General features: G+C 37.3%; 17 protein-coding genes. 13 read left to right on the top strand and 4 right to left on the bottom strand.

Going from position 1 to position 22,366, the window contains the following annotated elements; translation table 11 throughout:
* The gene (locus JEP40_RS02135) at positions 1 to 720 is read left to right on the top strand and encodes a GNAT family N-acetyltransferase (protein WP_198622245.1); all 720 of its coding nucleotides are present in this window, start codon (positions 1 to 3) and stop codon (positions 718 to 720) included.
* A gap of 92 nt (positions 721 to 812) precedes the next feature.
* On the opposite strand, the gene JEP40_RS02130 is transcribed toward JEP40_RS02135, so the two are convergent.
* On the bottom strand, positions 813 to 2,465 hold the full coding sequence (locus tag JEP40_RS02130) for a DUF4139 domain-containing protein (protein WP_232799126.1): 1,653 nt from the start codon (positions 2,463 to 2,465) through the stop codon (positions 813 to 815).
* A gap of 353 nt (positions 2,466 to 2,818) precedes the next feature.
* The gene (locus JEP40_RS02125; RefSeq protein ID WP_198622244.1) at positions 2,819 to 4,219 is read right to left on the bottom strand and encodes an amidohydrolase; all 1,401 of its coding nucleotides are present in this window, start codon (positions 4,217 to 4,219) and stop codon (positions 2,819 to 2,821) included.
* A 173-nt stretch (positions 4,220 to 4,392) separates the two neighbouring features.
* Here JEP40_RS02125 and JEP40_RS02120 point away from each other — a divergent pair, with 173 nt between their 5' ends.
* Positions 4,393 to 5,634: a TerD family protein gene (locus JEP40_RS02120; RefSeq protein WP_198622243.1), complete on the top strand. Its 1,242-nt coding sequence runs from the start codon at positions 4,393 to 4,395 to the stop codon at positions 5,632 to 5,634.
* Between the two features lie 105 nt (positions 5,635 to 5,739).
* Here the strand turns inward: JEP40_RS02120 and JEP40_RS02115 are convergent, their stop codons facing one another.
* Both JEP40_RS02115 and JEP40_RS02110 read right to left on the bottom strand, forming a co-directional pair.
* The gene (locus JEP40_RS02115; protein ID WP_198622242.1) at positions 5,740 to 6,195 is read right to left on the bottom strand and encodes a YaiI/YqxD family protein; all 456 of its coding nucleotides are present in this window, start codon (positions 6,193 to 6,195) and stop codon (positions 5,740 to 5,742) included.
* A 69-nt stretch (positions 6,196 to 6,264) separates the two neighbouring features.
* Positions 6,265 to 7,140, bottom strand: coding sequence for an EamA family transporter (locus tag JEP40_RS02110; protein WP_198622241.1), 876 nt, complete (start codon positions 7,138 to 7,140; stop codon positions 6,265 to 6,267).
* Between the two features lie 96 nt (positions 7,141 to 7,236).
* On the opposite strand from JEP40_RS02110, the gene JEP40_RS02105 reads away from it, so the two are divergent.
* The 11 genes from JEP40_RS02105 to JEP40_RS02055 all read left to right on the top strand — a co-directional run bounded on the left by JEP40_RS02105 (position 7,237) and on the right by JEP40_RS02055 (position 22,361).
* Positions 7,237 to 7,719: a MarR family winged helix-turn-helix transcriptional regulator gene (locus JEP40_RS02105; protein WP_198622240.1), complete on the top strand. Its 483-nt coding sequence runs from the start codon at positions 7,237 to 7,239 to the stop codon at positions 7,717 to 7,719.
* Positions 7,720 to 7,994: 275 nt separating this feature from the next.
* Positions 7,995 to 10,133: a TonB-dependent receptor plug domain-containing protein gene (locus JEP40_RS02100; RefSeq protein WP_198622239.1), complete on the top strand. Its 2,139-nt coding sequence runs from the start codon at positions 7,995 to 7,997 to the stop codon at positions 10,131 to 10,133.
* A 2-nt stretch (positions 10,134 to 10,135) separates the two neighbouring features.
* Entirely contained in the window at positions 10,136 to 11,020 is an 885-nt protein-coding gene (locus JEP40_RS02095; RefSeq protein WP_198622238.1) for a heme/hemin ABC transporter substrate-binding protein, read from the top strand.
* Between the two features lie 20 nt (positions 11,021 to 11,040).
* Complete coding sequence (gene hutW, locus JEP40_RS02090; RefSeq protein WP_198622237.1) at positions 11,041 to 12,387, top strand: heme anaerobic degradation radical SAM methyltransferase ChuW/HutW; 1,347 nt, start codon at positions 11,041 to 11,043, stop codon at positions 12,385 to 12,387.
* Between the two features lie 42 nt (positions 12,388 to 12,429).
* A complete protein-coding gene (gene hutX / locus JEP40_RS02085) occupies positions 12,430 to 12,918 on the top strand; it encodes a heme utilization cystosolic carrier protein HutX (protein ID WP_232799125.1) in 489 nt (162 codons plus the stop codon).
* A 6-nt stretch (positions 12,919 to 12,924) separates the two neighbouring features.
* The gene (locus JEP40_RS02080; protein ID WP_198622236.1) at positions 12,925 to 13,554 is read left to right on the top strand and encodes an NAD(P)H-binding protein; all 630 of its coding nucleotides are present in this window, start codon (positions 12,925 to 12,927) and stop codon (positions 13,552 to 13,554) included.
* A gap of 218 nt (positions 13,555 to 13,772) precedes the next feature.
* Entirely contained in the window at positions 13,773 to 15,371 is a 1,599-nt protein-coding gene (locus tag JEP40_RS02075) for an ABC-F family ATPase (RefSeq protein ID WP_198622235.1), read from the top strand.
* Between the two features lie 250 nt (positions 15,372 to 15,621).
* Positions 15,622 to 17,862, top strand: a complete 2,241-nt coding sequence (locus tag JEP40_RS02070; protein ID WP_198622234.1) for a TonB-dependent siderophore receptor — start codon at positions 15,622 to 15,624, stop codon at positions 17,860 to 17,862.
* 9 nt (positions 17,863 to 17,871) lie between these two features.
* Positions 17,872 to 19,041 (top strand): ABC transporter substrate-binding protein, encoded by a 1,170-nt coding sequence (locus JEP40_RS02065; RefSeq protein WP_198622233.1) that lies wholly within the window; start codon positions 17,872 to 17,874, stop codon positions 19,039 to 19,041.
* 2 nt (positions 19,042 to 19,043) lie between these two features.
* Positions 19,044 to 20,165, top strand: a complete 1,122-nt coding sequence (locus JEP40_RS02060) for a hypothetical protein (protein ID WP_198622232.1) — start codon at positions 19,044 to 19,046, stop codon at positions 20,163 to 20,165.
* 111 nt (positions 20,166 to 20,276) lie between these two features.
* Entirely contained in the window at positions 20,277 to 22,361 is a 2,085-nt protein-coding gene (locus tag JEP40_RS02055; RefSeq protein WP_198622231.1) for a TonB-dependent siderophore receptor, read from the top strand.
* Positions 22,362 to 22,366 lie beyond the last annotated feature (5 nt).

Here is a 22,366-nt window from a genome sequence, read left to right as displayed (position 1 = left end):
ATGACAAATAGAATAGTCACAGATTACTGGGATAATGAATTTAAATTGGGTGAACCTATTATTAATTTGCCTTGTTTTCGTTTATTTAGTAATGCTGATCTAGATGAAGACTATGCGATGACGTGGTTAAAATACGATGAGGTAAACTTATTTAGTAGTTCACCTATTTTGATCGAAAAATTTAATTTAAAAAATAATCCACCTACTTCTCATCAAGAATTATTAGCCCGCTTAGCTCAAGCTAATATCAATTGGTATGGTACTGATCAGGTTTTTTATTTATCTGAAAATAAGCGTGAAAAATTACAACATGAGTCATTTCCTTCGATTGTTCGTAGATTAACAGGATCTGATAAAACTATTTTTGATGAATTTTGTACACAAAACAGTGACGATGATTTAGACGGTGCTTATGTTGAATTAGATCACTGGTGTGTTATGGGATTATTTGAAAAAGAAAAATTAGTCGCAATAGCCAGCGCTTATCCTTGGGATACATCTTTACTCGCAGACATGGGAATACTCACACATCCTCATTATCGTCAGCAAGGGTATGCCAAAGTGCTTATCAAAGCATTGAGTAAATTTATTTTAAATGAAGGTTATGAGCCACAATATCGTTGCCAATTAGATAATGTTTCTTCACTTATGTTAGCGAAGAAAGCCGGCTTTTCACCCTTTGCACAATTAGATTTTATTTTAAATACAGATGATAAGTAAGGTTATTGATCAATATAAAACAGACTCTATTTAAAATAGAAAGAGGTGCAATTGCATCCTCTTCTATTTTTTATCAACCTGAAAAGCTGTAATTATAATCCCATAACTTGCCTATTTTTAGGATAAGAAAGCGTATAATTTAACGGTAATGATTTTTCTTGTTTTGCCCCTAACGTGATATTCCACTCTATTTCACCTGTATCTTTATCAAGTGTGCCATCTTTATAATTAGCATTTGCCACATTAATATTATTTTCTTGGCTAAGCGGTAATTGATCGTAAATTGTTACTTTAACAGGCATGTTATACGTATTTCTTATTTTAATGGTATAGCTTTCTTTTTGTTCTATCGTAGTGCCAATAAAAATAGGTTCTTTCCTTATTTTTTCATTATTAATGCGACTAATTTGAATGTTTTTATCTATTCCAAGTGGAATATTAAGTAATTCTGTTAATTCATTAGTATTAATATAACTATTACCTACAAAGCTATTCATATAGTAGATATTTGCACGCCCATTAAGTAAATTTAAATCTTCCCAATCTTTAATTTCAGCTTGCAAATAGACTTCTTCGACTAATTTTGGTGTAGTCAAATAGCGATAATCTGCAGTAACTTCTTTTTGATTTATCACTAATGTATTAGGCTCTGTACTATTTTTTAAAGTATAAGGTAAAGCAATCGCATGACTTAAATTAATGCCATTATTATTGGTCGTAACATATCGGGTGACTCCTTTGCTCATCCGTTCTTCTCTCATTTGACTCGAAACTTCAACATCCATAGCCGATGTCGGTGCCGGGATCGCTATTCTCATACTGTCTTTTCTAAATTTAGCATTATCATTGTAAAGGGATAAATACCAAGGTGATAACGCAGGTGCAGTGATATTGAGAGATGGGTTTGTGGATGTTAAAACTAGTTTAACTTTATCCCAATTTAGGCCAGTATTTTGAATAACATCTGCTTTATAGGTGAGTAATATCGGTTTATCCATCCCTTGGCTTCGAATATCATAAGCGGGTGACCAGCCAGCATCAGGTGTTATATAAGAGATCCGCATTTTACTGGTGATATCTTTTGATGTGCCTACCGATAAAACAATTTGAGTTTTTTCTTGCGTAATAATTGGCATATCAATTTCTAATTTACGCGTTAATTCCTCTAATTGCTCAGTGAGTTCAGCGATCTCTTCTCGAGCTACTTTTTGCTGATTGAGAATGGATGTCATTTTTTGACTAATAAAATCAAATTTTTGTGATGATTGTTCTAATGTTTGAGTATCACCATAGCCAAAAAATGATTGATCTTTAAGTAATGTGATTTGTTCATCACCCACATTAATATTGATGTTTAATACTTCAATTCGCTTATTAATATCTTTCTGCTTTTCCATTAACATTGCAATTTCAGGAGGATAATTAGGGGCAATAGGAATTTTTTTAACGTTAATGGTGTTAATAATCACATCATCATTATCAAGGCTAATTGATAGGCTTCTTGGATCAAGATTATCCGCAACATTTGATAAAATCACTTCACTTTGCCCTGCTGGCAAATTGAGTGTCGTGCTATTTTCAAGCTCTGCGCCTCGTAAGAAAATAGTGGCTTGATTAAGTTTTACATCTTGATAAAGCGTTTTTGTTAGCTCTGCTGAGTTAGGTTCATTAGCCAAAGCGTTAGATGCACTAATAATCGATAATGTAAGAAGTGACAGAGTGAGTTTATTAGGTTTAATCATCATTTTTATTCTATCCATAGTTGATGAGCAGTGTTGTCAGAATGCTAAATAGGGATGCACTATTGCATAAATATATTTAGATAGTATTGCATTTCTAATAATTTAGATAACAGAATAAACTTAAAGAGAAAATGACATGAAAATATAAAAAGTATAATAAAACAGTGTGTTATTGAATTAGACAGAACAATCATTATAAATAATAAAGATTATCTTAGTGATGGTGAAATATTTAGTTGTTATTTGATCTTAATTAGTCTTGTTTAGATAAAAATAAGAGGAATATTTTAATGATAAAAATAGAAAAGGCAGTTTAAAAGCAAACTGCCTAGGATAAAGATATTTGATATCGATTTTTACTTAACCACTTCGCCACTATCGATAATGGTTTTACGTACTTTATCAGAGAAATCTTGAGCTTCTTTAATAATCGCTTTTTCATCAACCGTTAATAGTTGGCGATCTTCCATTAAGATTTTGCCATCTACAATGGTATGGCGGACATTACTGCCATTTGCACCATAGACTAATGCTGCGTAAGGGCTATACATAGGCACCATATTAGGTGATTTTGTATCAACAACTATGATATCAGCAAGTTTACCTGATTCTAATGAGCCCAATTTATCTTCCATGTGCAAGACTTTTGCTGAACCCATAGTCGCCAGCTCTACAACCGTTAAAGGTGGCATCGCAGCACGATCTTTATTCTCTAACTTATGAATTTTACCCACAAGATTCAGTTCATTCATCGTTGTTAGCGTATTGCTCGACATTGGGCCATCGGTACCCAAACCAACACGAACGCCCTTTTCCAACATTGCAACAACAGGTGCAACACCTTTCGCTGATTTTGTATTAGCGCTGATATTATGAGCAACGCCGACATCATATTTTTTCAATAAATCAATATCTTTTTCATCAACCATAATCGCATGAGCTGCAATAACTTTATTATTTAACGCTCCAATATCGGCCATATATTGGACAGGACTTTTACCACCTGTACGTTTGGCGATCTCTTCTTGTTCACGGTCTGTTTCAGCTAAATGGATCATGACAGGCACATCTAATTCTATGGATAATTTGGCAATTTTCTGAAGGTTTTCTGTGGTGTTTGTATAAGGTGCGTGAGGTGCAAAAGCAGGAATAATGCGAGGATGATCTTTATATTCTTTAATAAAGTTTACCGCATATTGAATGCCTTCTTCTGGTGTTTTCGCATCGGCAACAGGGAAATTAATAACAGATTCTCCTAATACAGCGCGATTACCCATTTTATCAACGGTTTTAGCAACTTCATCCTCGAAATAATACATATCAACATAAGTTGTTACGCCACCTTTTACCATCTCAATATTTGCAAGATCAGCGCCTACTCTGACCATTTCACGAGAAACCATTTTGTTTTCAAGTGGGAAAATATAGCGGTGAAGTCTATCTGGAACATCATCCGCTAATGAACGAAATACTGTCATTGAGCCGTGAGTATGGGTATTAATCAACCCAGGCATAACAATATCACCATCAACATCTAGAACTTTATTCGCTTGGTATTCTTTAGAAAGTTCAGGGCCACCTACAGCAATAATTTTATTTTCTTTTACGACAACAGTGCCCTGTTCAATAATTTTATTTTGCTGATCCATAGTTAGAACAGTGCCGTCAACTATCATCAAATCAGCCTGTTTTGCAGCGTAACTGGAAAAAGAGACTGCCATTACAGCCAAAGCAAGCATAGATTTAGAAAATGACATCATTACCTCTCGTATTGATGGGAAAATTTTCCTAAGATTATAAATAAATTCATTGGCTTTTGATATCTAATGAAAGTGAATGAGATCACCGAATAAATAATTAATTGAAGTTATTATCACTTCTTTCATCTTAATTTCTTGCAGTTGGTCTTATCAATCAAGGAGCAGTTTTAATGAGTAAAACGTTGCAACCTGGTGAAAACACATCACTAAGTGAAAATAAAGGACAAGTTAGGGTCTCTCATGCAGTAGGCAATAACCTTGATATTAATCTGACTGCTTTTTTAGTCACTGAGTCAGGCAAAGTCGTTCATGATGATGATATGGTTTTTTTTAATGCCCCTCATCATGCTTCTGGTGCAGCGTCATTTATTGCACCAGTTACTCAAGGTTCATCGGTTATTCACAGCATTGATTTCGATTTATCTCGTTTACCTGCCAATATTACCAAAATTGCCATTACCTTGACGCAAGATGGAAGTGCTGGCGGTTTTGCTGTTGTGGCGCAATTAAAAGCACAAGTATTGATAAATAATGACGTTATTGAATTAGCGCCAAGCCAATTCTTGCAAGAAACGGGCATTATTGTTTTAGAACTGTATATTCGAAATGGGCAAAATAAAGTACGTGCTGTTTGGCAAGGATTTGCATCGGGACTTGCGGGGCTATGTGATCTTTATGGTATTGAGGTTGAAGAGCCTGCTCCCGTTATTGCATCTGTGCCGACACCACCTGTTAATATACAAAAAAGCGTGGTGAAACTGACGAAACCTGATAGTAGCCATCGTGTTTCTTTACTAAAAGGGAGTGATGCACCTAAGCGCATTTTAGTCAGTGCAACGTGGGTAGATAATGGTGATGGTAAGGATAACGATGATTTAGATCTTCGTGTAGGTATTTTGCGCCCCAATGGTCAAATGTCTATTATTCAAGCACCAGATAAAAGTGGTGCTTTTAATGTAGATCCTTTTGTTTTCCATACTGGTGATGTGGTCAGTGTTAGTCAAGATCAACCCGGTTGTGAAACAGTTGAAATAAACCCCGCTATTTCTCAATTAATGGGCGGAAAAGTGGCGTTAGTTTGTAGTGTTTATTCTGCCATTAGTAACGGTTGTGTTTCTGTTGCATCATTAAAACCGACAATGCGCATGGAATATGGTAATCAAATCGTTGAGTGCTCTTGTGAATACAAAAAAGGCTTTTTCAATAATATGATTTATACCTATGTTATTGGTATTATTGAAATTGATCAAGACAGTATAACGTTGAAACCTTCAGGTGTAACATCAAGAGCAGGCAGTGAAGCCACTCCTTGGTTAACACGTATTGGTGATGAGCTTAAATTAACGATGGATGGCCCTCATGTTTTTAAAGGGAAGAAACCAAGTATTCTAGGCAAAAAACGTTATGTTTAATGTCATTATAAAAAAGAAATAATTTAGCGTTTATCTTAAAAAAAGAAAAACGGGCAATGATTAAAATGCCCGTTTTTTTATTTAAAGAGATGATAACCTGTGAAGTTAAGCGCGTCTTTTTTGCTGTAATAGCCACTTGTCTAATTCATTAGCAAAAAGCTGGCGATCACGTTGATTTAGGCTTGCAGGACCACCTGTTTGAATACCGCTGGCTCTCATCGTATCCATAAAATCACGTATATTTAAACGTTCACGAATAGTCGCTTCAGTATAACGTTCACCTCGAGGATTTAGAGCAACCGCACCCTTTTCAATCACTTCAGCCGCTAATGGGATATCTGCGGTGATCACCAAGTCATCTTTATTGGTACGGCGGACGATTTCGTTATCCGCAACGTCAAATCCAGCAGAAACTTGTAATGTGCGTAAAAAAGGCGATGCAGGTACGCTTAATCGTTGATTAGCAACAAAGGTAATGATCATTTTTTCTCTGTCTGCTGCTCGATATAACACTTCTTTGATTACTTTAGGACATGCGTCAGCATCAACCCATATAGGCATAACAACTCTCTCTTGGTTATTCTGTATTAAATATTGCATGGTTAAGGAGATTAAAATAACACAATAATTCTAACTAAGTGATTGAAGCTTTGCTCTTACCCGTTTTTCTGATTGTTGATTAACCCAAATACTCACTAATATCACAATCATACCGATAATCTGTAAGCCAGTTAATTGTTGCCCCAGTAATGCCCAGCCTAAAATAACGGCACTGAGTGGACTTAAAAATCCTAATGATGCCACTGAGCTTGGCCCTAATAATGCTAGCCCTCTAAACCAGAAAATATAGGTTAATGCCCCACCTATTAACGTTAAATAAGCTAAGCCTAAAAGATTAATACCTGTTAATGAAGGTAATGTAGGTTCAAATAATAGCGCAAAAGGTAATAATACCGCACCACCAGCGGTTAATTGCCATGCTGTAAACGTTAAAGGAGTAACTGGCGGTTGCCAGCGACGACTTAATACAGTACCAGTTGCCATTGATAAAGCACCACCTAATCCAGCAATTATTCCGATAGGATCAAGTGTCGCATTAGGTGTAAGTATCAATATTGCCACCCCAAAAATACCGCCTAATGCCGCTGAAATAGACAACCACGATAAACGTGTTTGTAATAACCAACGAGATAAAAATAATACAATTAAGGGTTGAACCGCCCCCACTGTTGCCGCAACGCCACCGGGTAAACGATAAGCTGAAATAAATAATAACCACCAAAATAGTGAGAAATTTAAAATACCCAAAATTATTACGCGTAACCACCATATCCCTTGTGGCAGTTGTCTCATAATGATTAATAATAGAATACCTGCGGGTAATGCACGTAAAGCTGCCAATGTCATTGGTACGTTAGCCGGTAACATTTCGGTTGTTACAATATATGTACTTCCCCAAACAATAGGGGCCAATGCAGTTAATAATAGTGTTGTGTATCTATTCATAAAGTGACTCAGTTATTTACTATTGTGATTTATCTTGATGTCAAGATAAATTGATAATACCTTGACGTCAAGATAAATAATTGACATGATAAATATATGGACAGAATAGATAGAATTACCGAACAATGGCAGCGTGAGCGACCTGATCTTGATATTAGCCCAATGGGGTTAATTGGCCGATTAGGTAATATTACTTTGCATCTTTCTCGCGAAATGGAGAAAGTTTTCTCTCAATTTGGCTTGAATACATCAAGTTTTGATGTATTAGCCACATTACGACGAGCAGGAAATCCTTATACCCTTTCCCCTGGTGAAATGTTATCAACATTGATGGTTACATCGGGCACAATGACAAACCGTATTGATCAATTAGAAAAAGCAGGCTGGGTTATTCGTAAAGTTAATCCGGAAGATGGTCGTAGCTTTTTAGTTTCTTTAACACCGCAAGGTTTGGAATTAATCAACCAAGTTATTGAAGCACATGTTAATAATCAAAAACGTTTGGTGTCGGGTTTATCACAACAAGAACAGCAAGCATTAAATGAATTACTAAAAGTTTTTCTTAATTCCCTAGAATAATGTTTTACCCCCATTCTATTTTCTGCAAGATATTTAATAGTAAAGGTAAGTACAGAAACTGAGTGTTGTTACTTACCTTTTTTCTTTATTTGCTTAAAAACCCTTCTTTTTATGCCAGTTTTGTTTATTTAAGCATCTAATGTGCATGAAATCACATTTTTACTTTGATTTAAATCAAAGATGTATTCTATTTGCTATTTTTAGGTTGCTGAACACTCAAAGTTAAATTATAAAGCGAATGATAATCATTATTGATCTCATTAGGATCTACAATTATGTGTATTCAATTTAAATCTTACTTTGTGTTGTCTGTTCTAGCCCTCTCACTCTCTCAATATGCCATTGCTGATACAGCATCACTTAAAGAAGAAACGTTGGTTGTTACTACAACACGTAGCGTCTCCTCTTTATGGAATAGTCCTGCGACCATTCAAGTTATTGATAAGGAATCATTAAGTCAGTCAATGGCTTCTTCTATTGCGGATCAGTTGCGTGATATTCCTGGTGTTGAAGTCACTGATAATAGTCTCGCGGGTCGTAAACAAATTCGTATTCGTGGTGAGGCTTCATCACGCGTACTTTTATTGGTCGATGGGCAAGAAGTCACCTATCAACGAGGTGGTCAAAATTTTGGTGCAGGTATTTTAATCGATGAATCTGCACTAGAGCGTATTGAGGTGGTTAAAGGCCCCTATTCTGTACTTTATGGTTCACAAGCTATTGGCGGTGTGGTGAATTTAATTACCCAAAAAGGTGGCGATAAGCCTTTTGGGGGCAATGTTAAAGTTGTTTATGACACAGCAACGATGGGATGGCGTGAGTCAGCATTAATTTCAGGCACAATAGGCGATTTTGAATACCGTTTTAATGGAAGTTATGCCGATCATGGTGATCGTGATACGCCTGATGGTCGTTTAGCTAATACTCATTTTAGAAATAATGGCCAAGGAGCATGGTTAGGTTATAAAGTTGATAAACATAAATTTGGGCTTTCACTTGATCGCTATGATTTATCAACACAATCTTATTATGCTGATGAAGGAAAATATCAAGAATTTAGCGTTAAAGTTCCTAAACTTGAGCGCGAAAAAATCGGCTTATTTTATGATTATGATATTGATGCTGATTATTTTAAAAAGCTTCATATAGATGCTTATACACAACGAATTGAACGAAAATTTGAGAACCGCGTTGGTGTCGTTACGCCAACAGGTAGCCCAATGATTGGTAATTTAACGGTTAAAAACCGAACACAGTCAGAAGATACTCAGAATACTTATGGAATGACTATGCAGGCAAACTTTATATTACCTGCAAATAATGAACTAATTTTAGGCGCACAATATCAACAAGATAAAGTAAAGCAAACCTCTTTTGGCCAAACATCTTCAAATAGTACAACGGGGTTTCCTCCAGCAGTAAACTATGAAAAACAATCTCTGTTACATAATCGCAGTCAGCAAACTAATGCGTCTGTTTTTGCCCAAAATGATTGGAAAATAACAGAAGATTGGTCATGGACGGTGGGCGCTAGACAATATTGGTTAAAATCAGAATTACAAGATGGTGATGAGACTGTTAACCATAATAAAACAGGCACAAGCTATAAAACATTGCCCTCTACATCTGTAAGAGATAACGCTTTTATTATTTCATCCAATTTACGTTATTCCGGGCTTAAAGATACGGAGTTGCGCCTTGCATTTGCACAAGGTTATGTGTTCCCTACGTTAGTTCAGCAATTTATGAATACAACGGCGGGCGGTGCGGTGACTTATGGTAATCGTGATCTTGAGGCTGAACATTCTAATAACGTGGAGTTTGGTGCGCGTTATAAAGGTAATAATTGGTATATTGATAGCGCCATTTATTATTCTGAAGCAAAAGATTACATCACCTCAGTCGCTTGTGCTGGAGAACGTATTTGCGAAGGAAATAGCAAAACAGGCCGAGCTGATTACTTCTATTATGACAATATCGACCGTGCGAAAACTTATGGTATGGAGGTAATGGCCCAATATCAAGGTTGGTCAATTACACCTTATGTTTCTGCTAATGTGATGCGTCGTCAATTTATTAGCCCAACTCTAAAAACCTGGGATACAGGGGAACCTACAGTCACTACGCGTGTTGGTGCTAAACATCTCTTATTACTCAATAATATGAATCTAATGTCAGATTTATATTTAAGATCTGCAACGCAAGCGAAAGATCATAGCAATCCAGAAAATAAACAGCATTACGCTGGTTGGACAACGGTTAATCTTTCACTTAGTAGTGAGTTTGGTCATAACGATCAATATCGTATTAACTTTGATTTAAATAATATTTTAAATAAGCGTTATCAAACCGCTCATGAATCTATCCCTGCTGCAGGTATTAATGCTGCAGTTGGTCTGACATGGGTATTTTAAAAATGAAAAAAATCTTAATTACTCTCAGTTTGTTATTGTTGCCTTTTAGCTTAATGGCAAAAGAGAATATAAAAAATGACCGTTGGGTTATTGCCGGTGGTTCTATTGTGGAATTAGTTTATGCCATGGATGCTGGTAATAAGATTGTTGGTGTTGATGAAACCACTTCTTATCCAGAGCAAACCCAAGCATTACCCCATATTGGGTATTGGAAACAGTTAAGTGTTGAAGGCATTTTGTCTCTGCGCCCTTCTACTTTTGTAACGTGGGATGATGCTGAGCCGAAAATGGTCTTACGACAGCTTGCACAACATAACGTTAAGGTGCTTTCTTTACCAAGAACACCAGCAACCTTTGAGTTAATGCTTCAAAATATCCGCACGTTAGCCATTTCACTGGATAGACAAGCACAAGGCGATGCGTTAATTGACTCATTACAATCACGTTTAGCCATTATTAAAGCTAAAAATAATCAAATTAAACAGAAAGTAAAAGTAATGTTTTTTCTTTCACCAGGGGGCGGGATCCCTCAAGTTGCAGGGAAAACCAGTGTCGCTGATGCGATCCTCCAATTAGCGGGTGCTGAAAATATCGCAACGCATGAGAATTATCGTATCTATAGTGCTGAGGCCATTATTGCCGCTGATCCAGAATTAATTGTTATCACGACACAAAGTCAAAAAAATCAAACAGGCACAATAAGAGCGTCTGAAGGATTAGCTTCTGTGCCTGGTGTGTCAATGACTCAAGCATGGAAAAATCAACGCATTATCGAAATTGATCAATCCCTTATTTTGGGAATGGGACCTCGCATTGTCGATGCCGTAGAGTTATTGCATCAACAATTTTATCTCGCTGATCCAGTAAACGATAATAAGACCGAATAATAAGTAGGAATGATTTAATAATGAAAGAGTCAGTTACAACACATATTACCCCTCCTTCTGCTGAAATTGATCTTACTGCTCATTTCGCTTTAGAAGGTGATAGCCCTTTTCGAGATAGACACGCTACTATGCCATGGCGAGGTTCTGTGCCTATTGCGAAAGAAGAACAGCAATCAACATGGCAAGCCTTATTAGCAAGTAAAACGCCAGCCTGTAAACGTTTGTTATATATCCATATTCCTTTTTGTGCGACTCATTGTACGTTTTGTGGGTTTTATCAAAATAACTATCACGAAGAAGCCTGTACGCGCTATACCAATGCATTACTGTGTGAGATCTCCGCTGAATCAGATAGCTTACTTTACCAATCAGCACCAATCCATGCAGTTTATTTTGGTGGCGGAACCCCTTCTGCGTTATCCGCCAAAGATCTTCATCGTGTGATCACGCATTTGCGCCAATCACTTCCTTTAGCCCCTGACTGCGAAATCACTATTGAAGGTCGAGTTTTAAATTTTGATGATAATCGTATTGATGCTTGTTTAGATGCAGGTGCAAACCGTTTTTCGATAGGTATTCAAACCTTTAACAGTAAAATTCGTAAACGAATGGCGAGAACCTCAACCGGCGAAGAAGCTGCCAAATTTATGAAAGGGCTTTGTTTACGTGATCGTGCCGCCGTGGTGTGTGATCTGTTATTTGGATTACCTGGACAAGATACGACTAACTGGCAAGAAGATCTCACTATTGCTCATGATATTGGTTTAGATGGTGTCGATCTCTATGCATTGAATTTATTACCTAATACACCATTAGGTAAAGCGGTTGAAAATCAAAGAATTACTATACCTTCACCAATACAAAGACGTGACCTTTATCTTCAAGGTTGTGACTTTATGGAAAATGTAGGCTGGCGTCAGATCAGTAATAGCCATTGGGCAAGAACAACCCGCGAGCGCAATCTTTACAACTTATTAATCAAACAAGGGGCAGACTGCCTAGCCTTTGGCTCCGGTGCAGGTGGTTCAGTGAATGGTTATTCATGGATGATTGAGCGTTCACTTGATAATTATTATCAAAAAATTACAGATAACCAAAAACCCTTAATGATGATGAGTCGTACAACTGATAGTGGTTTTCGTTGGCGTCATGAGTTGCAAGCTGGCATTGAGTGCGGTCGTGTTGACTTAGCCAAGTTAAGCCCACAAGCAACTCTACTCTCCCCTTTATTAAATCAATGGTATCAAGCAGGTCTTGTTGAAGACGATTTTCTTTGTATGAAGTTGACCAATGAAGGTCGATTTTGGGCAAGTAACTTGCTGACATCCTTACAGCAATTAATTTTGCAGTTAAATACGCCTCGTTAATTTTATTACCCTGAATATTAATTAGAAGATGGAAACAACATCATGAATACAGAGTTACAACAATTTTTAATGGCTGAGCCTGATGGAACATTGGAAAATATTGCAACACAATTTAATACCACCTTGTTGGAGGTTGTGAGACATTTACCATCACGCTCATTAATGAGTGGTGAACAATTCGATACGGTATGGGATAGTGTGATGAAATGGGGTAATGTCACCACGCTTGTGCATACTCAAGATGTTATCTTAGAGTTTAGTGGTGAATTGCCAAGTGGTTTCCATCGTCATGGCTATTTTAATTTACGGGGCAAAAAAGGAATGACCGGCCATATTAAAGCCGAAAATTGCCAATCTATCGCAATGATCGAACGTAAGTTTATGGGTATGGATACCGCCTCTATTTTATTTTTCAATCAACAAGGCGTTGCCATGTTTAAAATTTTCCTTGGGCGAGATGAACATCGTCAATTATTATCAGAGCAACTATCAGCCTTCCGTCAATTAGCACAACAATTAAATGAGGAATAATCACGCGTGAAAAATTGGGTTATTTTTGGCGCTGGTGGTAAAGGTGTTGGCGCACATATTGCTGATATTGGTGTAGCACAACAACGCTTGATTGTGGCTTTAGTTCGTCACCAAGAAGCCGCAGAGCGTTTAGAACAGAAAGGAATTAAAACCGTTATCGGTGATGCGATTGACGCTAAAGCAGTTGAAGCCGTTTTAGCACTAGCTGGAAAAGAAGCAGATATCATTTCAACGATGGGTGGAGAAAATGATTATCTTGCGCACAGAACAGTGATTGATACTGCGGAAAAAATGGGCTTTCAGCGAATGCTCATGGTTTCTTCTTTAGGCTGTGGTGATAGTTGGGTAACCTTATCTGACAGAGCAAAAGCTGCTTTTGGGCAAGCCGTCAGAGAAAAATCATTAGCTGAAGTCTGGTTGCAAACTAGCTGTTTTGATTATGCAATAGTAAGACCCGGCGGATTACTGAATGGTAAAGAAACGGGTAAGGCTCAGCTTTATCAATATGAAGAGACTCACGGTTTAGTTAATCGTTGGGATGTCGCACGTTTAGTGACCCGACTTCTGGATGCTGATCTGTTAGAAGATCAAGTTTATGCGGTGGTTGAACCGGGGTTAGTGCCAACTAAATCATAGATATTAATACCAACACACAATTACCTTAAGAGATAACCTATATGTTATCTCTTTTTTCTTACTTTAATTGTGGTCAATAACTCACATTATGATGAGTTTTCTGCCCGCAATGAAATTTCCTCAATAGTCATTTGCCACTTTACTGTCTTAATGGGGGTAACTTGTGGCATAATGCGGCCCCATTACCTTTTGTCATTCACTAATAATGAGTATTCGTCTTGTTAATCAGCAATAATATCACTATGCAGTTTGGCTCAAAGCCACTGTTTGAAAACATTTCTGTCAAATTCGGTGGCGGAAATCGCTATGGTTTAATCGGTGCTAACGGCAGCGGTAAGTCAACCTTTATGAAAATTTTAGGTGGCGATTTAGTGCCAAGTAGTGGCAACGTATTTCTTGATCCTAATGAGCGCCTTGGTAAGTTAAAACAAGACCAATTTGCTTATGAAGAATATACAGTGCTTGATACCGTGATTATGGGTCACACTGAACTTTGGGAAGTTAAACAAGAGCGCGAACGCATCTATAACTTACCAGAAATGAGTGAAGAAGATGGCTTACGTGTTGCCGATCTGGAAGTGAAATTCGGTGAAATGGACGGCTATACCGTTGAATCTCGTGCTGGCGAATTATTATTAAATGTAGGTATTCCATTAGAACAACATAATGGCCCTATGAGTGAAGTCGCACCGGGTTGGAAATTACGTGTGTTATTAGCACAAGCCCTATTCGCTGATCCTGATATTTTGTTACTAGATGAACCGACGAATAACTTGGATATTGATACTATTCGTTGGCTTGAACAAACGCTAAATGAACGTAACAGTACCATGATCATTATTTCACATGACCGTCACTTCTTAAATATGGTGTGTACGCACATGGCTGACCTTGACTACGGTGCATTAGCCGTTCATCCGGGTAACTATGATGAGTATATGTTTGCGGCAACCCAAGCTCGTGAACGTTTATTAGCAGATAATGCGAAGAAAAAAGCACAAATTAACGAATTACAATCTTTCGTAAGCCGTTTTAGTGCTAATGCGTCTAAATCACGCCAAGCGACCTCTCGTGCTAAACAAATTGAAAAAATTCAGTTAGCTGAAGTCAAAGCATCAAGCCGTCAAAACCCATTTATTCGCTTTGAGCAGGATAAGAAATTATTCCGTAATGCGCTTGAAGTGGAAAATATCTCTAAAGGCTATGATGGGAATACCCCACTGTTTAAAGACGTCAACATGATGCTTGAAGTGGGCGAAAAAGTTGCCATTCTAGGTAATAACGGTGTGGGTAAATCGACGATGATTAAAACATTAGTCGGTGAATTAACACCAGATGCTGGTCGTTTAAAGTGGTCTGAAAACTCAAATATTGGTTATTATGCACAAGATCATGCAACTGATTTTGAAGTGGATATGACCGTATTTGATTGGATGAGCTTATGGATGAAACCAGAAGATGACGAGCAATCAGTCCGTAGCGTATTAGGTCGCTTACTGTTCTCTCAAGATGACTTGAAAAAATCAGTTCAAGTTTTATCGGGTGGTGAAAAAGGCAGAATGTTATTTGGTAAGCTGATGATGCAAAAACCAAACATTTTGATTATGGATGAGCCAACCAACCACTTAGATATGGAATCTATTGAATCACTGAATATGGCATTAGAACTTTATCAAGGTACTTTGATTTTTGTTTCTCATGACCGCGAATTCGTAAGTTCATTAGCAAATCGTATTATTGAAATTATACCTGAAAAAGTGACTAATTTCCAAGGTACTTATGATGAGTTCCTTGCTAAAAAAGGCGTTACGCTTTAATTTCACAGCAAAATTAAAGTAATAAGCAAACAAAAGGCTTGATAACTATTTATCAGGCCTTTTTATTGCATAGATTATAAAACAACCATTGTTGTATTTTATTTAAAAAGAGCGCACGGTATCTGCTAAATAAGAGATCCTCTCATCGCTCTCCCCCTATTTTATTTCACTCATGACTTCGTTCTACTTTTATGGCAATACAAATATAAATGATTATCATTTATATTGACTGACAGTCGGTCGTTAGTGTATGTTACCGACCACGAGTCAATCATGGTTTATTTCATTTTTTGGGATCATTATGTTGCTACTGCCTCAAACGATACATTGTCCAAATAAGCAATTAAAAAATTATTGGAAATGTAGTTATTCCATTGTTTTACCAACACTAATTTCATTAAGTGTCATATCACCCTCTTTTGCTACAGAAAATATTGAAAAAATTATAGTAACTGCAACGCCAAGTTCATCGTCTGATGCACAACCTTACGGATATGTTGCAAAACAACAGACAATTGCGACGAAAAGTGATGCCACTTTATTAGAAGCACCACAAATGGTTTCAGTTGTTAATCGTAGCCAACTAGATAACTTGCCCTCTGAGTCCATTAGTCAAGCATTACGTTATAGCTCAGGGATTGTGAGTGAAAAATTTGGTGCTTTTGGTAGCGGTATTGATTACTCAAAAATGCGCGGATTTGATGCAGACTATTATTTAGATGGCTTAAGAATGCTGGGCAATAGTGGTATTTGGGCGCCACAAATTGATAGTTGGAGTTTAGAAAGTATCGAAGCCGTGCATGGCCCTGCATCTGTCTTATATGGACAAGGTGGCGCAGGTGGTGTGATTAATATGATATCGCGCCGTCCTTCCGCAGAAACGCAACACCAAGTACAATTGCAAGCAGGTAATAATAAAAATCATGGTATTAAATTTGATACCACATCAGCTCTTAATGAAGATGAAACATGGTTATATCGTGTTTCAGGGGTAGCACTTGAACAAGAGTCGCAAATACCTTCTTCTCGTCAAACTCGTTTTCTTCTCTCTCCCGCTATCACTTGGAAACCGAATGATGCATTGAGTTGGACAATATTGGGTCAATACCAAAAAGAACCTCGTCTGGGTTACTACAATACATTACCTGCTCAAGCATTAGGTTTATTACCTAATCCTAATGGTCAAGTTGATCCTAATCGAAATTATAATAATCAAAGCCATGATAATTCACATCGTAAACAACAATCATTAACTTCATTGTTTGAATATGAACTGACCCCGCAGTGGCAATTTAAGCAAAATACCCGTTTTATGAAGGTTGATACTGAAATTAGTCGTGACTATACCCGTGGTTTTTTACCTGGTGAGCGCTTGTTAACTGCGGTTTATCAGGAGGCGCCAAGTAAATCAGAAACATGGGTAACTGATTCACAATTAATTGGTAAATTATCGACATGGGATATTAATCATACTGTGATGGCTGGTTTTGATTATCAACATGGCTATATGACCAAAGATTGGTGGGGGTCACAAACGGTTAGTTTTGATCCTTGGGCATCACATCACAAACCTGATTTTGAGCCTTATCCTGTTTCTCGTACTTCCACAAAACAACAATTTGATCGCTATGGATATTATTTACAAGATCATCTGCGTTGGCAGCAATGGAATTTATTACTCAGTGGCCGCTATGACAGTGCGGACTTAGATACACATAATCAAATTTCAGGTACTACACAGCAAAGTCATAACACGGCATGGAGTCATCGTGTTGGTTTAAGTTATCAATTTAATAATGGGTTCTCACCTTGGATAAGTACATCAGATAGTTTTGATCCTGTATTAGGCACAGATGTAGATGGAAAAGCCTTTATTCCAATGAAATCAAAACAATATGAAATGGGTATTAAATATCAAAATCTTGAGTTAACACAACTAGTTAGTATTTCTTTATATCAATTAACCCAAGAGAATGTCACAACACATAACCCTAGAAATCCAGATTATTATCAGCAATCGGGTGAGATCCGTTCTCGTGGACTCGAGTTTGAAAGTAAATTAGCGTTAACGCCACAAGTTAATATGATGCTCAATTATGCCTATCTTCATAATATTGTAACATCGACTAGCGATCCAACCACATTAAATAAACATCCTGTTCAAGTGCCTACTCATACGGGATCTGCATGGATAGATTATCGTTTTCATCGGCCTTATTTAGACGGTGCATTATTAGGTGCTGGTGTACGTTATTTAGGTTCAACTTACGGCGATAATACGAATACATTTAAGGTACCAGCAGTGTGGTTAGGGGATGTGAGTTTCCGCTACCAATTATCGGCAATTAACCCTGAATTACAGGGTTTAGAATTAGGATTAACTGTCAGCAATATCACGAATAAATCCTATATTTCTAGCTGTACTAGTTCAACTTATTGCAGTGTGGGGACCGATCGTGTTGTGCTTGGTATCCTCAATTACTATTTTTAGGAAATGAACATGGATAACTATCGACGTTCATTACTAAAAGGTGCCAGTGCATTCTCGTTATTATTAGCGAGCTCCTTTCCTATTTATGCAAAGCCTGTTTATATAAAAAAAAGACAGAGAGAAATTGTTGATATTCTGGGAAGAGAGATTGTATTACCACAAGAATTAACACGTATTTATGTGGCAGATAGTGGGTTATTTTTGCTTTTTGCTTCATTAAATAAAGGCGCTCTTTATGAGCGTCTTATCGGGATGCCTTCCGCCTTTCGTACCGCTGATTTAAGTTTATATCATCAATATACGCGAGCATTTCCTCAATTATTGGCATTACCTGAATTTACGGCTATGTCGAGTGGACATTTTAATAGTGAAAAACTTATCGCGCTAAAACCCGATGTCATTATTGTTGCGGTTGGAACTTATCGTGCAATTAGTGTTAATGGTGTGCTGGATTTATTAACGAAAGCGAATATTCCCGTTGTGGTGTTTGATTTGAGTATCGATCCATTTAATAACACACCAATCAGCACATCCATTATGGGAAGTTTACTGGGCAATATTTCACAAAGCCAAGCTATGAATCAATTTCGTGAAAAACAACTTACTTATATTTCTCAGCAATTAGAAAAAAAACCATTTAAGCGGCCTAATGTATTATTTGAACGAGCAGCTGGCTTTACACCTGAATGTTGTCTTTCTTATGGCAATGGCAGTATGGGACAAATGCTACAAAATGCAGGTGGTCAAAACTTAGGATCTGAATATATAAAAGGCACCTATGGGATTTTGAACCAAGAAACGGTGATTTATGCTAAACCCGATAAAATCTTTTTAACGGGAGCTGATTGGAGTGGCTATAACCCTTCAGGCGATTGGATTAACTTAGGCCCAGGTGCAGATTTAGAACAAGCCAAAAAACAACTCACTATTTTAATGCAACGGCTTGCCTACAAAACACTTGGTGCTGTTAAAAATAAGCAAGTATATGCTATTTGGCACTCTTTTTATGATAGCCCTTTTGGTTTTATTGCAATTTTACAAATGGCTAAATGGCTACACCCTGATCGCTTCTCTCACCTCGATGTAGACACTATTTTTTATGATTACCATACTCAATTTTTACCTGTGAAATGGGATACAGGTTATTGGGTTACTTTGCTTGATCAAGATAAGGAATAATCATGTTTGATATCTATTCACCCGATCCTTTACGGGCAAAAGTTGAATCACAATCAGCAGGAAAAAGAACGGTTTTGTATTCTGCAAAAGGCCAACCTAACTATATGTATGTTGTTCCTTGTTTTGGATTAAATGAGGTATCAGATAATCTTGATGATACAACTCATCCCGCATTTATTGTCAATGAAAAGGTTAAAAATGGTTTTTTCTATGCGTGTTATCCCGCCTCATTACATCAAGGTGAGTTGTTAAGTTTACCTAACCAGAAACCGGCCACATTATTAGATTTATTGAGTTTCCAGCAATATACACAACATACAGGACGAGGATTTCACTTAAGTACACATGCAGAATGGGCAGCTTTAATGTTGTGGTGTCGCCGCCACAATATGATTGAAGATGGCAATACAGATTATGGGCGAAGTTTCCTTCATCCAGAACAATCTGCTAATCGTGTTGATGGCAAAGAAGCCGGTGATACTGACTTTACCACAGGCGATCCCACGACAATAACGGGACCACAATGGTCAAGTTGGTATCATGATAACAGTGAGTTTGGTATTAGCGATTTATGTGGCAATCTTTGGGAATGGCAAAGTGGTATGCAATTAAATGCAGGTGAAATCCAAATTATTAAAAATAATGATGCTGTATTTTGTGGTGATCCTTCTGTAACAGAACAATGGTATTCAATAGCATTATCAACGGGGCGATTATTGCCAATCAATCACCCCGATAGCGCAAAATACGATGCTCCTTCAGACTATTGTGAAGGAAATGCAGGAACTCCTATTTTATCAACTTCAATAAAACACTATAACGGCACATCAACAGATAATGGCTATCCAGCGGGATTAATGGATGGCGATTTTAATGCAATAACAGCAGAAAATAATATTGAAATACCTACGTTATTTAAAGCATTAGGACTATATCCAGCAATAAATCAACAGGACAATGATCAGGTTTATTTACGAAATTATGGTCAACGTTCTTTAATGCGAGGTGGGGCATGGTATTCACAGCAAGCGGCAGGGATGCGGACTTTATGTTTAAGCCATAATGCACTGCATCGTAGCACTTCTGTCGGTGGGCGCCTTGCTTGGATTGATACAACCAGTTAATTAACCCAAAAAATTATTATTTATAGACATTTTTGCATAAATTAATTTACCTTAGTATCGATTGCATGAATAATAGTGCTAATAGTAATCATTATTATTCGGTGACTTGTTGTGATTGATTTTTGTGCGTTTAAATTAAAACCAGTGGCATTACTTTGTTCTGCCACCCTTCCTTTTGTTTTGACTTCACAGGCTTTTGCGGAAGAAGCAGCAAAAACAGAACAAGTAGAGAAGCTTGTTGTTAGTGCTCAAGCATTAAAAGTAAATACTAGTTTGCAAGAAACGCCTAAATCCGTTTCTGTCATTTCTCAAAAAGATCTCGAAATACATGCCCCTCAAAAACTCGATGAAGCTTTACGTTATACCTCTGGTGTCGTTTCTCAGCCCTTTGGTGCCGATAATGATACAGACTGGCTTCGTGTGCGCGGTTTTGAAGCAGCAACATATTTAGATAATAGTCGTCTCTTTCGTGACGGTTATTATACATGGCTACTGGAACCTTATGGTTTTGAACAAATTGAAGTAGTAAAAGGCGCTTCAGCTGTATTATTTGGTGAATCTACACCTGGTGGTGCGGTTAACGTTGTACAAAAGAAACCCAGCTTTAAACCCCAAAACGAAGTATTTCTTGAAGTCGGAAATAATGATCAACGTGGATTAGGCTTTGATGTTTCAAGTGCCACTGATGATAAACGTGTGCGCTATCGCCTCGTTGGATTAATGAAAAAGTCAGATGGAGAATTATCTCACACAGATAGTGAGCGTATTTACCTTGCACCAAGCGTTGCGATTAATCTGACTGACGATACATCATTGACGTTTATGGCAACCTATTTGCATGATGATGGTACACCTACTAATCCGTTTTTCCCTGCCGCAGGCACACTGATTTCATCCCCTTTTGGTAAAATTAAGCCTTCAACAAACTTAGGTGAGCCAGATTACGATAAATATAAACGTACTCAAATTTCAGCAGGTTATTTATTAGAAAGTAATATCAATGATGTTTGGCGTTTTTCTCAACGTCTAAACTATGGTTATAACGATCTGTTATTGCGTAGTGTCTATGCTTTCCCTAATTCAGATATTACCGCAACAGAGCTGAATCGAGGTGTTGTTTTCCGTGATGGTAAAAACCAAAGTATTTCTTTTGATAATAATGTTGTTGGTGAATGGGATACGGACAATTTCGAGCATACGTTATTAGCTGGGGCTGAATTGCAATATCACCAAACCAAAGGTGATGAGCAAGATAATTACAATTTTGGTACGATTAATCCGTGGAACCCTATTTACGGTAAATATATTCCTCTTGATCCTGCTGATAATGTCAATCGCACCATCGACAAAACACAATATAGCCTTTACTCACAGTATCAAACTAAATTTGATAATCGCTGGGTTGCGGTAGCGGGTGTACGTCAAGATTGGGTAAAAACAGAAAATAAAGCACAAGTAAAAAATGAGGACAAATCACGTACTGATAGTGAGTTTAGCCTCAATGCAGGATTAATGTATCTAGCAGATAATGGTCTCTCTCCTTATGTGAGTTATTCCGAGTCTTTTGAGGTGATGAGCACTATCGATCCTGCGACGAAAGATCTGTATAAACCGTTAAAAGGTGATCAAATTGAAGCTGGGATAAAGTACACACCTGATTTTATGGATGGTTACTTTAATATTGCTTGGTTTGATATCACACAAAAGAATGCTCTTGTTGCAAACCCAATGACTTTTGTTTCGACACAAACCGGTAAAGTGACATCAAAAGGTGTTGAAGTAACCAGTGAAATGCAATTAACGGAACGTTTTGCGTTAAAAGCCAATTACACCTATACCGATATGCAAACTGATGACACTGGTAATAAAGGTAAACAACAAGCAGGTTTAATTCCTAAACATACCGCATCTGCTTGGGGTAGTTACACGATCCCAATTACAGGAACTCAAGATTTAACCTTAGGGACAGGTGTTCGTTATTTAGGTAAATCTAAAGATAATCCTAAGAGCAGTGATTTAACTGTACCAAGTGCGACATTATGGGATATGGCTGCAATCTATAATTTCAATAAACAGTGGCAATTACAGTTAAATATCAACAACATTCTTGATAAAGAATATCTCTCTGGTTGTGATTATTACTGTTATTACGGTCAATCCCGTTCTGTTTTATTGAATGCTAAATATCGCTGGTAAATTTT

Origin of the sequence: Proteus vulgaris (assembly GCF_016239305.1) — a bacterium.
In the GTDB taxonomy this organism is placed as follows: Bacteria; Pseudomonadota; Gammaproteobacteria; order Enterobacterales; family Enterobacteriaceae; genus Proteus; species Proteus vulgaris_C.
The sequence above is the reverse complement of the archived record's forward strand: the minus strand, read 5'-3'. Positions and strand labels throughout refer to the sequence as shown.